Source organism: Psychroserpens jangbogonensis, from assembly GCF_000797465.1.
Lineage (GTDB): Bacteria > Bacteroidota > Bacteroidia > Flavobacteriales > Flavobacteriaceae > Psychroserpens > Psychroserpens jangbogonensis.
Genome location: NZ_JSWG01000008.1, coordinates 94,920 through 108,860, shown reverse-complemented (window position 1 = coordinate 108,860; position 13,941 = coordinate 94,920). Strand labels below are relative to the sequence as shown.

The 13,941-nt window shown below is 32.6% G+C and carries 17 protein-coding genes; 10 read left to right on the top strand and 7 right to left on the bottom strand.

Annotation, left to right across the window (positions count from 1 at the left end; translation table 11 throughout):
- Positions 1–7 precede the first annotated feature (7 nt).
- From RH81_RS06280 to RH81_RS06250, 7 genes are all read left to right on the top strand, one after another.
- Positions 8–466 carry a RidA family protein gene (locus RH81_RS06280; protein WP_033959078.1) on the top strand — a complete coding sequence of 153 codons (459 nt, stop codon included), beginning with the start codon at positions 8–10 and terminating at the stop codon, positions 464–466.
- 168 nt (positions 467–634) lie between these two features.
- Complete coding sequence (locus RH81_RS06275; protein WP_033959076.1) at positions 635–1,204, top strand: Crp/Fnr family transcriptional regulator; 570 nt, start codon at positions 635–637, stop codon at positions 1,202–1,204.
- 190 nt (positions 1,205–1,394) lie between these two features.
- Positions 1,395–1,811, top strand: a complete 417-nt coding sequence (locus tag RH81_RS06270; RefSeq protein ID WP_033959074.1) for a hypothetical protein — start codon at positions 1,395–1,397, stop codon at positions 1,809–1,811.
- Between the two features lie 65 nt (positions 1,812–1,876).
- Entirely contained in the window at positions 1,877–2,257 is a 381-nt protein-coding gene (locus tag RH81_RS06265) for a carboxymuconolactone decarboxylase family protein (protein ID WP_052172450.1), read from the top strand.
- A 93-nt stretch (positions 2,258–2,350) separates the two neighbouring features.
- Complete coding sequence (locus RH81_RS06260) at positions 2,351–2,671, top strand: YdhR family protein (protein WP_052172449.1); 321 nt, start codon at positions 2,351–2,353, stop codon at positions 2,669–2,671.
- 77 nt (positions 2,672–2,748) lie between these two features.
- Positions 2,749–3,501, top strand: coding sequence for an alpha/beta fold hydrolase (locus RH81_RS06255; protein WP_052172448.1), 753 nt, complete (start codon positions 2,749–2,751; stop codon positions 3,499–3,501).
- Positions 3,502–3,572: 71 nt separating this feature from the next.
- Complete coding sequence (locus RH81_RS06250) at positions 3,573–4,241, top strand: type 1 glutamine amidotransferase domain-containing protein (RefSeq protein WP_033959070.1); 669 nt, start codon at positions 3,573–3,575, stop codon at positions 4,239–4,241.
- A 91-nt stretch (positions 4,242–4,332) separates the two neighbouring features.
- Here the strand turns inward: RH81_RS06250 and RH81_RS06245 are convergent, their stop codons facing one another.
- From RH81_RS06245 to RH81_RS06220, 6 genes are all read right to left on the bottom strand, one after another.
- On the bottom strand, positions 4,333–5,217 hold the full coding sequence (locus RH81_RS06245) for an NmrA family NAD(P)-binding protein (protein ID WP_033959068.1): 885 nt from the start codon (positions 5,215–5,217) through the stop codon (positions 4,333–4,335).
- Between the two features lie 25 nt (positions 5,218–5,242).
- Complete coding sequence (locus tag RH81_RS06240; protein ID WP_033959066.1) at positions 5,243–6,112, bottom strand: alpha/beta fold hydrolase; 870 nt, start codon at positions 6,110–6,112, stop codon at positions 5,243–5,245.
- 28 nt (positions 6,113–6,140) lie between these two features.
- A complete protein-coding gene (locus RH81_RS06235) occupies positions 6,141–6,425 on the bottom strand; it encodes a putative antibiotic biosynthesis monooxygenase (RefSeq protein WP_033959064.1) in 285 nt (94 codons plus the stop codon).
- Between the two features lie 39 nt (positions 6,426–6,464).
- A complete protein-coding gene (locus tag RH81_RS16405; protein ID WP_277619910.1) occupies positions 6,465–6,797 on the bottom strand; it encodes a MarR family winged helix-turn-helix transcriptional regulator in 333 nt (110 codons plus the stop codon).
- A gap of 230 nt (positions 6,798–7,027) precedes the next feature.
- Positions 7,028–7,837, bottom strand: a complete 810-nt coding sequence (locus tag RH81_RS06225; RefSeq protein ID WP_033959062.1) for a sulfotransferase domain-containing protein — start codon at positions 7,835–7,837, stop codon at positions 7,028–7,030.
- Between the two features lie 182 nt (positions 7,838–8,019).
- On the bottom strand, positions 8,020–8,901 hold the full coding sequence (locus RH81_RS06220; RefSeq protein WP_420912076.1) for an RluA family pseudouridine synthase: 882 nt from the start codon (positions 8,899–8,901) through the stop codon (positions 8,020–8,022).
- 256 nt (positions 8,902–9,157) lie between these two features.
- On the opposite strand from RH81_RS06220, the gene RH81_RS06215 reads away from it, so the two are divergent.
- Positions 9,158–9,556: a CBS domain-containing protein gene (locus RH81_RS06215; protein WP_033959060.1), complete on the top strand. Its 399-nt coding sequence runs from the start codon at positions 9,158–9,160 to the stop codon at positions 9,554–9,556.
- A 122-nt stretch (positions 9,557–9,678) separates the two neighbouring features.
- On the opposite strand, the gene RH81_RS06210 is transcribed toward RH81_RS06215, so the two are convergent.
- Positions 9,679–11,337, bottom strand: a complete 1,659-nt coding sequence (locus RH81_RS06210) for a multicopper oxidase domain-containing protein (protein ID WP_161791973.1) — start codon at positions 11,335–11,337, stop codon at positions 9,679–9,681.
- Between the two features lie 489 nt (positions 11,338–11,826).
- On the opposite strand from RH81_RS06210, the gene RH81_RS06205 reads away from it, so the two are divergent.
- Positions 11,827–12,315: a DUF4440 domain-containing protein gene (locus RH81_RS06205; RefSeq protein WP_033959058.1), complete on the top strand. Its 489-nt coding sequence runs from the start codon at positions 11,827–11,829 to the stop codon at positions 12,313–12,315.
- 297 nt (positions 12,316–12,612) lie between these two features.
- The gene (locus RH81_RS06200; protein WP_052172445.1) at positions 12,613–13,887 is read left to right on the top strand and encodes a phage integrase SAM-like domain-containing protein; all 1,275 of its coding nucleotides are present in this window, start codon (positions 12,613–12,615) and stop codon (positions 13,885–13,887) included.
- The last annotated feature ends 54 nt before the right edge of the window (positions 13,888–13,941 follow it).

The window sequence follows — 13,941 nt, the reverse complement described above, 5'->3', positions numbered from 1 at the left end:
TTTTAAAATGAATCCAATTGAAAACCTAGTGAAGTATAACCTCGAATTACCTGAAGTTTCAACTCCAGGAGGTTCTTATGTGTCAGTGAATACAAGAGGAAATATAGCTTACATTGCCATCCAATTTCCAATTAAGAATGAGACATATTTGTTTCAGGGAAGATTAGGTAATGAATTAACAACACAAGAAGGATATGAAGCTATGGAGCTTTGTGCGTTAAATGTATTAGCTCAAATTAATGCTAAAATTGGATTTGATAATATAGTAGGTTTAAATGAGATCGATGTATATTTTCAATCTGGTGAGGATTGGGACGAATCTCCTATTGTTGCCAATGGAGCTTCAGACCTGTTTGTAAAAATTCTTGGCTCAAAGGGAACTCATTCAAGAGCAATTTTTGGTGTTGATAAACTCCCTAGAAATTTTTGTGTCGGGTTAAAGGCATCATTCACCTTAATAAAATAAAAGAGGGCACTATAAATTAGTGCTTACTTTTTTTAAACATTGACTATTTAGTTCATAAACAGGTTTTGCCTTCCAGTAGATATAGATAACTCCGGACTGCTATAAAATTATTAAATACATTTTGTATCTTAAAAACGATATTTCATAACGTATAAATACCAGTAAAAAATGTATAACCAATTAGAACAATACCTTAAGGATAATTCAAACATTAATAGTGAATCAATCCAAAAAGTCACTTCACATTTTAAACCTTTAAAAACAAAGCGTAATGAAATTTTGTGTTCAGTTGGTCAAGTTTGTAAGAATTTTTACTTCATAAATAAAGGTTGTCTAAGAATGTATGAAATTGATAGTAAGGGGAATGAAGCAACAGCATATTTTGCCTTGGAAGATCAAATAATTACAGCTATTACTAGTTTTGTTTTGCAGAAACCATCGAGAGATTTCTTAGTCTCTATTGAACCTTCAGACTTGCTTATTATAAGTCGCGATAGTTTTTTTAAACTTGTTGAAACCGTTCCTGAATTTAGAGATGTTTATAATAAATTTATGGAATTTGCTTTTATCCACTCTCAAATGCGGATTTATAGCTTTTTAGGAATGGAAGGTATTGATAAATTGCGCTGGGTTATGGAGCATGAACCTAAACTATTAACCAGAATATCCAGCAAAGCGGTAGCTTCATATTTAGGGATGACAAACTCTACACTTAGTAAATTACGGGCACAACTTTAAAAATTGAATCTTAGTTTCAATTATTTTATTAAACATGCAAAAGCCTTTCAGTAAAGGGCTTTTTTTTTATCCTCTTTTCAATTTTCAATTCTTTGAAAACGTTGTCATATGACAACTATTAAAATTCTATTCGGTGGCACCTTTGTAATGTTGATGAACACTAAAGTTCGCAATTTAAAACAGATATATTATGCCACTTACATTAACATTAACAGAAGGTGTCTTGCCTTCAGAAAAAGTAAAGGAAGCCATAGTTCAAATTACTAATTCCTTATTAAAAAATCATGGTTTAACTGGCAATACAGTTATGACACCAAATATCACTGCCAATGTACATATTGTACCTAAAGGTTCATCTTTCTCTGGAGGAGAAGAATTCTTAGGGGCTTGGGCCGAATGGAAAGTCCCTTCATTTGCACTTGCAGACCAAACAGTTATTAAACAACATTTTGCTGAAGTTACCGAAATTATTTACAAGCTATCTGGAGGGAAACAACCCAAAGATAACATCTATGTGAATGTTGTACATGCCGTAGATGGTGGATGGAACCTTGACGGAATAGCAATGACTAATCAAGAATTAGGAGAAGCAATTTCTAAAGGGTAATAGGTAACCAGTTTTAACTACTTCGACTTAAGGTCGAAGTAGTTGTTTCAACAATTAATAGAAACATGAATTCTACATTAGAAATCCGTCATTTAGAATTAGTCAGACTTAGAATTGGCTACCTAAATAATTGCAACTATTCTATTAATCTTCACTTAAACGAACTAAAAAATTTTGGAGAAACTGATTTAAGACTGTCCTTAGTTTCTGTTTGGAATCTGGTTCCATATTTTTCAGAAAAAGAGCGTGCACTTTTCGCTTTGACAGATTATATACTTAACTCTAATAATAGTAAAAACTATGAGCAAGTATACATGCTTTTAAAACGACATTTTGACAACACTCAAATTTCGGCACTAACGCAAGCCATTGAGCAAATAGATCTATGGACACGCTCCTTAAAACATACAGAATCCTTGAGCAGTTTCAAAAAACAGCCAAACTGAAAACGTTGTCATATGACAACTTTTAAACCTCAAAGTAACCTCAACTTTGTATCAGTATTAAAACAATAATAAACAAATATAAAAACAAAAATTATGAGTAAATCAAAAAGAGTTTTCCTGTATGGTGAACTACAATCAAACGTACCGAATTTCACACCAGAAATTTGGGAGCCAGTAAATGAAAGGCTAAAAACTGTACCAGGATTAATCCGTAAAACATGGTTAGTTGGAATGAATACAAACACACTTGGAGGTTTGTATGAATTTGAAAACGAAGAAACAGCTTGGGATTTTGCAACTGGACCATATGTTGAAGAAGGAAGGGCTATCAATGCATCTGTAACTGTCAAATTATTTGATGTAGACAGAGGTGAATTACCAAGTAGAGGAATGAATTCTCCTCACTACGATTAATAGCAATTGTAAATGGGCATCAAAATCACGATGCCCATTTATAAAAAATAAATTATTAACATTAAAAACATACCACAATGAAAAATTCAAACAAAACATTTTTATTAATCCATGGCGCATGGGAAGGTGCTTGGTCATGGGAAGAAACATCAGCTTATTTAGAAAAAAATGGGCATACCGTGAATGCCATCGATTTACCTGGACATGGTGATGACACAACACCTACATCTGAGATCAATATGGCGCTTTATTCTAATCGTGTCAAAGAAGAATTAACGAAAACTGAAGGTCAAGTTATATTGGTAGGACACAGCTTTGGTGGATTCGTAATTTCTCAGGTTGCTGAAGAAATGCCAGAGAAAATTGAAAAGCTAGTTTTTGTCGCTTCAGCCATGCCTTACGAAGGGAAAACTGCAGTTGAAATTTTTGAAGAAGACGAAGGCAGTGAATTCCTTGAAAATTTAATCTTTTCTGAAGATAAAAGCACAGCAACAATGAGTAGAGAAACTATCTTAAATGTGATATTTGGTGGAGCTACAGAAGCACAAATAGATGCCGTATTACCAAAATTAGTTTTACAATCTACAACACCGTTTTTTGAAAAAGTAATCACGACAGATGAAAACTTTGGAAATGTTCCAAAAGCATATATTGAAACGACTTTAGATAGAGTAATTACATTAAAAGCACAAAGGCATGGACAAAAAATGTTAGGGATTGAAGAATCAGTGACTTTAGAATATGGACATGTGCCTTTAGAAACTGCACCTAAGAAACTTGCAGATGCATTACATAAAGCTGGTGTTTCTGGAAATAAAGTATTGGCCTAAAACACATTCATACTAAAGGAAGCTTTATGCAGATTCCTTTAGTTTGAATTATTATTAAACAACACAAAACAATGAAACATATATTATTTATAGTAACAAGTACTAACGTTACTGGAACAGGTAAACATCCTGCAGGTTATGAATTCTCGGAAGTAGCAGACCCTTACTTTGAATTTACAAATGAAGGCCATGTCGTCGATTTTGCAAGTATTCAAGGAGGTGCTCCTCCATTTGTAGGATATGATGACTCACAATTAATAAGTAAGAATTTTAAAGAAGGCAATGGCTTTAAACACCTAAATTTTAGTCATAAATTGAGTGACATCAATATTGAGGCATACGACGCAATATTTTTCCCAGGAGGTTTAGGTCCAATGACTGATATGGTTTCTAACCCATTGGTTAAAGACACCATCAAAAAGGTATATGAAAGCGGTCGTGTAATTGGTGCAGTGTGTCATGGTCCAGTAGCACTATTAAATGTGACTTTATCAAACGGTAAAAATCTTTTAGAAGGGAAGCGTATCAATTCATTTACTGAAGCTGAAGAGAACATGGACAAACACACATTAAATGAGGTCATTCCATTTATGCTTGATGCTGAACTAATAAAACAAGGTGGTCAGTTTTCATACACAGAACCATTTGATCCTTTTGTGGTTTCTGACGGAAACTTGGTAACAGGGCAAAATCCAGCTTCTGCATCTGGTGTCGCCATTGAAATGATGAAACTAATATAAAATTTTGACTGCGATTAAAGGTGTCATTCATATTAAAACAATAAAAGTAAGCACTATAAAAGAGTGCTTACTTTTATAAAACTGTTACTTCTTAGTTTATAAATGCAGCTTCATGTTCTTTAATGTATTGTTCAAAAGTTCTTGGCTCATGGCCTGTAATGTCTTTAACAACAGTCGTCGTTCTATTGAATCTTCCATCTGATACTTCACTACTAAATTCTCGTAAATGTTTTGCTAAAAACGGATTAATAGATGGATGATCTTTAATGGCTTCAATCCATTGATCAACGGTAATTGGAATATATTCTATATCCTGATTTATGATCTCACCAATGCTTTGTGCGACATCAGAAGCGCTATATGTTTTATTTCCGGTTAGGTCATATCGTTTTCCAATATGCTTCTCCAGTTCATCATCACTTAAAATTTCGGCAACAACTTCTCCTATATCTTTTGGATGAATAATAGTATAATTAGCTTCTGAATTTGGATAATAAAATTTTTGCTGAGTCGCTACCGTTGGTGCTGCAAAACCTAAATAGTTCCAAGCAAATAAACCTGGTCTGATATGTACAGCTCCAACATCTGCCCAATCTAAAATACTTTCTGTAATTAGATGGTTTTGTGTTGCAGGACTTGGCGTATTCTCATGCGCTCCCATTTGGGACATTTCTACTACCATTTCAACATTTTCTTCCTTTGCGGCTTTTGCAAAATAGGCAGCAGCTTTAGGTAAATGATCTGCGAAAGGGTAACAAAAAAATGCTCTGTTGACACCTTTTAATGCAAGTCTTAACGAATCAATATCGAGAAAATCTCCTTTTACGATTTCAATACCAAGTGTTTCAAGATGTTTACTTCTATCGTCAATAGTTCTTACCATTGCTCTTACTTTTATGCCTTTGTCAACTAAATGTTGAATGGCATATTGACTTGTTGTTCCGGTTGCTCCGGTAATTAGAATTTGTGTTTCCATAATTTACTTTTTATTTGTTATTTATCTAGTTTAAAAAATTTGTTATTGCTTTTACTAATGCCATAGGCTTATCCATATGTACATAATGACCAGATTTGTCAATTATTTCGAGTTTAGCGTTTGGGAGCTTCTCAACAATCTCGTGTGCAAGTTTGATATTAATGAAGCGATCATATTTGCCCCATACAACCAATACTGGTGTAAGTAGTTTGTGAGTATTTTGTTCAAAATAGGATTGTCCAATGTGAAAGTTTTGAAAATAAGACAGAAATGCATCTTTGGTATGTTCGCTTTTACCATCTATCGAAAATTCTTTGCGAACTTCTTTAGGAATAGAATGCCCTCTGTAAAAACCCTTGAGATAGGCTGTTTGAGCGGCTATACCAGGAAACCAGCGAACTAAAGCTTTTCCTATGATTGAACCCTTTCTGGCAAAACTATTTAGTTCCCAAGACGCATATTGTTTTCTTGGAAACGGAATGCCATCCATAACTATAAGTTTCGAAACTAGTTCAGGTTGTTCAAGACCAATCAAAAGTGCTGGTAATAGAGCAATATCTGAAGCTAACAAAATGGTTTGTTTAATCTTCATTGTACCCATAAAGTCAATTACTATATCAGCAAAGTTTTGTGAATTATAGGATTCTGACGAACCAAGTGGCTCACTTCCACCAAAACCTGGCCAATCTATTGCCAAGACGTGATAATCGTTTGAGAGTTTAGGAGCGACAGCATACCAAGCATGTAAATTTTCGGGAACTCCATGCAATAATATAATTGTCGGTTTTGACTTGTTACCCAACTCAGCATAGCGAATAATCCTGTTGTTTTTTTTGAGTATTACTGTCTTTGTATCGAGTAAATGATTCTGTTTTGTTATGGTTTCTGTTTTCATTTTATTGTTATTTATCTAATTGGAAAATTTACTTTTTGTACAACCATGATCCTACGAATTTCATGGTTAATGGCATGATGGGAAAAACCATTAATGCAGCTACGGCAGAGACTGCAATTAATACAGCTAATTCTTTGGGAATACTTTGCATAGGAGTTAGTAAATTTAGTAACCACTGTATTATCATAAGTAATGGATAAACAGTTAAAGTTGTAATTAAAACCTGTTTCCAATAAATGGGTTTTTGAGGTGTTGTATTTGAAACTAATTTTACTGAAGGTTCAGAATCGGATTTTATGTTTGGTTGTTTCATAATTTATATGTTGCATATACAACATTGTTATTAAATTTTTTATTTTAGGCGTTGTTCTAATTTTTCGAGTGGAGCTGTTCCATAATCGCCTAACAAGTCGATATAAGAATCCATAACTTTTTCCCAATGAGGAATTAGTTCATTTACCAGCGCGATTCCTTTATTTGTCAATTCTATTTCAGGACGATAGGCAGTTGTTTTTCTTACCAGTTTTTGCTTTTCTAGTAGTTTTACATTTCTACTTACCGTAGATCTTTCCAGGACCAAAGCTTCACCAATTTTGCCTTGTTCTACTTTACCTAGTTTACTTAAAGCAAATAATATGGTCATTTGGTTTTCAGTTATTCCAAACTCCTTTAAGCAATTACGCATATGACCATCTGCTATTCTAGCTAGTTTTCTTAACCTTGAACTTATACAATGATGTAATTCATATTTCATAATGCAAACATACAAATAAATGTTGCATATACAACATATGATTTGTGAATTTACAAAAGTTTAACACTTTAATAGAAGTTTAATAATTGAAAAGCCGATTAGTTTTTGGACAAATCATCTTAAATAATAAGCAATACAGACTGCTCTATTTGACTAATATATTATTCATTAGAATTCCAATCATATCTTTCACCAAGAAGATTAAACAGTTTTTCGTTATATGGTTTATAAAATTCTTGTAAACTTATGATGTCATTTTTGTACTTGTCCTTCTCATTTAATTTACTCGAGTTTGAACTTATAAAGTCTAGTTTTTCATGAGGTACATCAATAAAATCTTGTATGGTTTTTAATACTTGGTCAGGTTGTTTTCTCAAAGTATTTGCTTCAAAAATCAGTAATTGTTCTTTTTTGAAATATTCTAGATATTTCTCTATTTGAAGATGGTAGATACCTCGTTTTACATAAGATATAGGGTTTGTATAGTAAGATTCTTTTTCAATACCAATAATCTCTTCAGCTATGGCTTCAGAGAATGTTCGTGGATCGTGTAAATAGGAATATTTACCAGTTTTAAAATGATGATGATACATTGTCCATGCTGAAAAAGCCCTTTGAGCTGGTTCTCTTAGTGAAAGTATGAGTTTAAGGTTCGGATTGTAATGATGTAATCTAGAAGCTACTTCTGGATGATATATATACATAGGGCTGGCCTCAAATGCTTTTGATTTTGCATTCAACTTATAAGGTAATGGAAATACGGAATGATACTCAAAAATCTTATTATTATTAAACCATTCATCATTATCAAAATAATGTACTTCCTTCATCGCTGAAGAAGCAATACACGAATGTTTATCAAGAATGTCAAACAATCCAGTGGTACCTGATTTTTGAGCTCCAATAATTATGAAATCTGGTTTTGTATAATAACCTAGTTTAGCTAAGGTTTGCCGAATTTTACTTTTCATATAATTTTCCCAAATTGCAGTTAACGTGATCAAATATGGTTTATCTGTCTAGGTCGATTTGCTCCTGTGTTGCGTTAGCAGAAACTAAATTAGTAAAAGAAAACTAGCCAGAGTGAAATTCGTATGATTTTTCTAGTGGGAGGATAACAAAGGAACCATTTTACATGATTTTGGCATAAGTCTTATTTAGTAGAAAATAATTTCATAAATCGTTTAGGAAGTTCATCTTTTAAATAGAATTCTTCTTTTGTAAATGGATGTTTGAAATTTAAAGAATAGGCATGTAAATACAAGCCTTTGCCAATTAAAATTAAAGGTTCAATTCCATATTCTTTATCTCCTAGGATAGGAAATCCAATACTAGAAAGATGTTTACGCAATTGATGTCTTCTACCTGTTTGAGGTTTCAATTCAACCAAATTGAGTTTGCCGAATCTTTTTGAGGAAACTGATTCGAATAGTTTATAATTGGATTGCGATTTCTTACTATCAATTTCTGAAATAATTTTTCCTTGATCGTTCATGTCTCCAATAGTAACTGCATAATATGTTTTCTCAATCGTTTTGTCCTCAAACATTTTATTTAATTCGCGAATACTGCTACTCGTTTTTCCAACCAATAAAATACCTGTGGTCGCATAATCTAATCTATGAACAGGCTGAGGTTTTGTAGCATCTGGAAGACTACTTCGTTGAATGTTTTGAGCTAAGGCATTAGCAATAGTTTTAAAACTATTGCCACTAACCAAAATACCAGCAGGTTTATGAATAACTGCTAAATATTCATCTTCAAATAAAACTTTAAGAGGAAAGATTAGTTTCGTATTCGGATTGACTTCTTCTGGAATAGATAAGCATATGCATTCTCCTCCAGTTATTAAAGTAGCTGAAGTTGCAATGACATCATTAACCTTAATAAATTTTTTCTTGAGTGCTTTTTTCAATGCTGATTTTGTTAAAGCTGCAATGAAAATACCAACACCATATTCTTGAAGCCGAATAGGAGAAGGGACAGTGGGAACAATATGTGTTTCTATTGAATTGATTCTGCTTTTATTTTTCACCAACCTGTTCGTATGTGATTTGGTTGAATATGTTAAGTCTAAATTAGTAAAAGATAACGAACTTGAAGGAATTCAATTTATAAAAGTGTTCTGTTTTATCATTGCAGAGCGGCATAAAATAACAACTCGAAATACTCAAGCAGATCTAAGTTGTCCGGCTAAACATGATTTTTATCATATGAAGTAGGCTTCCAGAATCTTATTTTTACTACAAATTAAGCGGATTGTCAACTATTATTAATTTAAAACATTAGTTATGCGAATACAAGTAAAAGATTTTATGTCTACTCCTGTAACTACTGCTACAGGTGGAAATAGCGTTAGAGAAATTAGGGCACTTATGAAGGAAAAAGGAATTCATGCCATCCCTATTATCTCGTATTCTAATGAAACACCAAATGTTGAAATCACTATTCGTGGCATTATTACTGCAACAGATATAAGCAAAGAAGTAAGCAGTAGTGCGATTGTAGAGGATGTAATGACGTCTTCCAATGTTCATGTTATTCATACAGATTCAAGTGCTAATGCAGCAGCGAAAATGATGTTAAGACATGATGTACATCATATAGTTGCGATGGAAGATGGAAAAATCAAAGGAATGATTAGTTCCATGGATTTCGTGAAACTAGTTGCCGAACATTCATTAGGATAAAAGTATTCCAAACAAAAAAACTAAATATGTATGATTAGCTTTTAGTTAATCATACACCTACTTGTATCACGTTTTAATTGCAATCTTGCTAAACAATTTCCTGTTTATAATCCAGTAAGACTTTAGTCCTTTAATATTTTTTTTGATACTTCTCCTTGCGCAGTAAATACTTTTAATAGATATACACCAGAAGACAAATCGCTTAGATCGATGAGCTTGATAGGAGAGGAAATATTAAGAATTTCTTTTCCATTTACATCAAATATAATGATGCCTTCAACATCATAATATTCCGGAATGCTTAAATTTAAAAAATCGGTGGTTGGATTTGGGAAAATGGTGACTGTTGTGTTTAATACTTCTGCAGTACCTAGAGTTGAATCCACAACAGTGAATTGTCCCATCATTCCATAGTCTTCGTGAATTAAATTGTGACAATGATACATGTATGGTATAACTTCATCTGCATAGTCTTCAAATTTTGAAATAATTCTAACAGTTTCACCGGCTTCAACTAAAACAGTATCCTTTAGTCCAGATTCAGTAGCAAAAGGAGGTACAGGTCCACCACCATTATCTCTATCAAGAATGTAAAACTGAACATCATGAACATGAAAAGGGTGTGCTATTCCAGTCACATTTGTAATCGTCCAAATTTCTATATCATCAAGTTCAATAACTTCATTAATAACATTCATGTCCATGGTTTCTCCATTAATTTGAGCATTATTTGATAATTCCATTGGTCTAGTTACGGCAGCATCGCCTTCTAGAAATGGAGTTAAGGTTGTCATAGTACCCGGGAAAGTAGTCACTGGACTTGCGGTTTGAGTAACAACTTTTACTTCCATAAAACTCCAATCAGTACCAAATAACGGATTAGGATGTCCTGCGGAACCTGCACCACCTTCTATATTTGCAGGCATTTCAGACATATAACTTTTAAACTGAAAGGTACTACCAATACTTTCACTAGTTAAATCCATTAAAAACTCTGCACGTTCACCATTAGACAATAGGATTCTTGTCAATGGTACTGGGTTTTCTAATAATCCGCCATCAGAAGATATTTGGTAAAGTGTTCTATTGTCGTCAGTTCCAATATTGAGAGTTCTGGATGATGAGCCATTCAATGCTCTAAAACGTACCATTTGTGCTGGTGCATTTACATATGGTTTTATTTCTCCATTCACCATAGATATACTATCCATTTGAGATGATATTTGAACTTGATTATCGTTATCTAATAGTTTTGTTTGAATCACAATAGGTATATCATCAACACCATAAGTACGAGGCAAGGTTAAGGCAGCTTCTTCAGGATCAGATACAATAATAAACCCGGCAATACCTAGAGAAACATGCAGATTAGTAAGTCCCATTGTGTGTGGATGATACCAGTAAACCGAAGCTTTGTTCATGACCGTAAAATCTGGTGACCATGTTTCGCCTGGACTAATAGGGGAGTGTGGACCACCATCATCAATGGCTGGAATGTGCATGCCATGCCAATGCATAGTGGTAATTTCAGATAAGTTATTGGTAACGTTAATAGTGACAAAATCTCCAGAATCCATTAATAAAGTTGGCCCTAAATAGTTCGTGTTAACACCAAACGTATTAGTAATGGTTCCAGGTTTAAATTGCTTAGTAGAAGGGCTGACGTTTAAATTAAATACTGGTCCACTTAGTGTTGGAGGTATTGGTAATGGCGTTGTAAACGGTTGTGCGACTATTTGATGGATAGTAAAAACGAATAATGTAAATAGGATTTTTTTCATAACAAGAACCTTTTTTTGTAGTACATTCATCGAATATAAGATAAAATACTCTTTTATCTTATATAGTTAAAAAAAAATAGATTTTGTGATTGTTTTTATCGTTTTTCAGTATTAAAATTTGGTTTCATTCCATTAGATTCTAAAACAAAAATATCGAAACACTTCGATCGTATTTCGATATTGATTCAGATAATTATCTGACTCTGGAGTTTTTTTTCTTAATGTTTCTTTTTAGAGATCCGCATTTAAGGACTTACTTTATGTTTCATTATTCAAGGATGATTATATACCCTTTACTATTAAGACACCAATTTTTCCAAAAAGTCACAATAATTCTTAAAAGTCAGTAATTACTTCACAATGAGGCCAATTCTATACCTTGTTAGTCTATTTTTTCGTCAATTATATCTGTGATAATAGCAATTAACTACATTATCCACATGCTTAAGTTGTATATTGTTGTCTAAACCAACACAATACATAACTATTATGAGAAAAAACATTAAATTATTTGGGTTTCTAGTACTTACGGCTTTAATTTTTTCAGCCTGTGCAGACACAGAAAAAGAAGAAGTTATTGACATGGAAAAAGTTAAGACCGAAATCCAAGCAATGGAAGATGGCTATGCTGCAGGACAAAAGGCTAAAGATGCCGATGCAGTAGCTGCGTATTACGACAAGAACGCTATTAGTTATGGTCAAAACGAACAACCTCTTTTTGGAAGGAATGCCATAAGAGACAATATTGCAAAAGAGATAGCTAAAGACACCACTACAAATTATAATGTATACAAGGTTGTAGACTTATTTGCTGAAGGCAATATTGCTGTTGAGATTGGTTCGTGGACCGAATTCGATGCTTCTGGTAAAGAATTGGATAACGGAAATTATATGTCCTATTTTGAGAAACGAGATGGAAAGTATATTTGTATTCGAGATATGAGTACAACAGCAACTCCTCTTAAATCAGGCATGTAATATTAAATTATCACAGACCTTAGTTTAAGGAAAACAAAAACCCTTGTATTTATTATAAATACAAGGGTTAATTTGTGGAGTCGGAGAGAACACGATACGTTCAAACAAATATATTTTATAACCCTTATTTTTAATGGAATAATATCTATTAAGTCAATAAATATAAGGATTTATTGATTTTTTATTGTTGTTCTACATTGGGGGCGGTTTGGTTAGTTTTGATTTTACCGTACAACTATCGTACAATTTTTTAATAATTGTATTATGTTTGTACTGTAAATAAATTCTTATTCTTACATGGCTACAATTAACTTTTTATATCGTTCAAAAAGGGATGTTTCAAATTTGAATATTAGACTTTTGTATAGGGTAGCCGATGGTAATTCTGAAAATGGTTTTATGGATAAAGTTTTAAGTGCAAAAACTCAATATGAAGTTTCTCGTACCTACTGGAAAAATTTACATAAATCAAATAGTAAAGATTTAGATATTAAAAATAAACAAGCAGAAGTTAATTTTGATTTAAGCAAAATTCAAAAACATGTTCTTGATATTTTTAATGAAACTTTTGATAAAAAAAGTCTTACAAATGCTTGGTTGAAAGAGCAGATGGAAAAGTATTATAATCCAATACAAAAAATTGAGGATATGCCTAATGATCTTATTGGTGTTATTGATAGTTATATTAAATCAAAGAAAGGAGAGAATAAACCTGCTTCAATTAAAAAATATTATGTTGTAAAAAATAAAATGTTGAGATTTCAATCTTATCTCGGTAAACAGATATTCATTATTGATATAAATGATGAGTTTAAACGGCATTTTGTGAATTACTATAAAAAGGAAAGCTACTCACAAAATACAACGCATAGAGAACTTGTAATTATTAAAACGTTTTGTAAATACGCTAAGAGTAAAGGTGTTTTGACAAGCCCAGAGTTAGATACCTTGAAATTGAAACGTGAGATTGTAGATAAAATATTTTTAACCTTCGAGGAGTTAGATGCCATTGATAAAAAGGAGTATGAACATGATTATTTGATAAATGCTAAAGATTGGTTAGTCCTAAGTTGTTTTACAGGACAGAGAGTATCTGACTTTATGAGGTTTACAAAGGATATGATTAGATTAGAGAGTGGTAAAAAATTCATAGAATTTAGACAGGTTAAAACAGGAAAATTAATGACGGTGCCGTTACATCCAAAAGTATTAGAGGTACTTAATAGACGTAATGGAGAATTCCCGAGAAAGATATCTGACCCACGTTATAATGAGTATATAAAGGAGGTTTGTGAATTGGCGGAAATAGATGAAGTTATTGAAGGTAAGAAGCAAAAGAACATTTCTGAAGATAAAAAGGTGTCTAAAATAAGAACTGTTTCAGGTTTGTATCCTAAGCATCAACTTGTGACCAGTCATATAGGTAGGCGTTCATTTGCAACTAATTTTTACGGAACAATACCAACCACTTTATTAATTAACGTAACAGGGCATAGCACGGAAGCTATGTTCTTGAATTATATAGGTAAGAGTAACAAGGATTTGGCAGTTGAGCTGACGAAGTATTTTTAATTTTTAGAGATAGTAAGCTTTTAGAGAAAAAGATTTATATTTTTATATACTTTT

Excerpts from the sequence above, each read along its gene's own strand:
- RH81_RS06205 (WP_033959058.1), top strand. The coding sequence starts at position 11,827 with ATGAGAAAAAACATTAAATTATTTGGGTTTCTAGTACTTACGGCTTTA.
- RH81_RS06215 (WP_033959060.1), top strand. The coding sequence starts at position 9,158 with ATGCGAATACAAGTAAAAGATTTTATGTCTACTCCTGTAACTACTGCT.
- RH81_RS06260 (WP_052172449.1), top strand. The coding sequence starts at position 2,351 with ATGAGTAAATCAAAAAGAGTTTTCCTGTATGGTGAACTACAATCAAAC.
- RH81_RS06265 (WP_052172450.1), top strand. The coding sequence starts at position 1,877 with ATGAATTCTACATTAGAAATCCGTCATTTAGAATTAGTCAGACTTAGA.
- RH81_RS06270 (WP_033959074.1), top strand. The coding sequence starts at position 1,395 with ATGCCACTTACATTAACATTAACAGAAGGTGTCTTGCCTTCAGAAAAA.
- RH81_RS06255 (WP_052172448.1), top strand. The coding sequence starts at position 2,749 with ATGAAAAATTCAAACAAAACATTTTTATTAATCCATGGCGCATGGGAA.
- RH81_RS06245 (WP_033959068.1), bottom strand. The coding sequence starts at position 5,217 with ATGGAAACACAAATTCTAATTACCGGAGCAACCGGAACAACAAGTCAA.
- RH81_RS06240 (WP_033959066.1), bottom strand. The coding sequence starts at position 6,112 with ATGAAAACAGAAACCATAACAAAACAGAATCATTTACTCGATACAAAG.
- RH81_RS06210 (WP_161791973.1), bottom strand. The coding sequence starts at position 11,337 with ATGAAAAAAATCCTATTTACATTATTCGTTTTTACTATCCATCAAATA.
- RH81_RS16405 (WP_277619910.1), bottom strand. The coding sequence starts at position 6,797 with ATGCGTAATTGCTTAAAGGAGTTTGGAATAACTGAAAACCAAATGACC.
- RH81_RS06200 (WP_052172445.1), top strand. The coding sequence starts at position 12,613 with ATGGCTACAATTAACTTTTTATATCGTTCAAAAAGGGATGTTTCAAAT.
- RH81_RS06280 (WP_033959078.1), top strand. The coding sequence starts at position 8 with ATGAATCCAATTGAAAACCTAGTGAAGTATAACCTCGAATTACCTGAA.
- RH81_RS06250 (WP_033959070.1), top strand. The coding sequence starts at position 3,573 with ATGAAACATATATTATTTATAGTAACAAGTACTAACGTTACTGGAACA.
- RH81_RS06235 (WP_033959064.1), bottom strand. The coding sequence starts at position 6,425 with ATGAAACAACCAAACATAAAATCCGATTCTGAACCTTCAGTAAAATTA.
- RH81_RS06275 (WP_033959076.1), top strand. The coding sequence starts at position 635 with ATGTATAACCAATTAGAACAATACCTTAAGGATAATTCAAACATTAAT.
- RH81_RS06225 (WP_033959062.1), bottom strand. The coding sequence starts at position 7,837 with ATGAAAAGTAAAATTCGGCAAACCTTAGCTAAACTAGGTTATTATACA.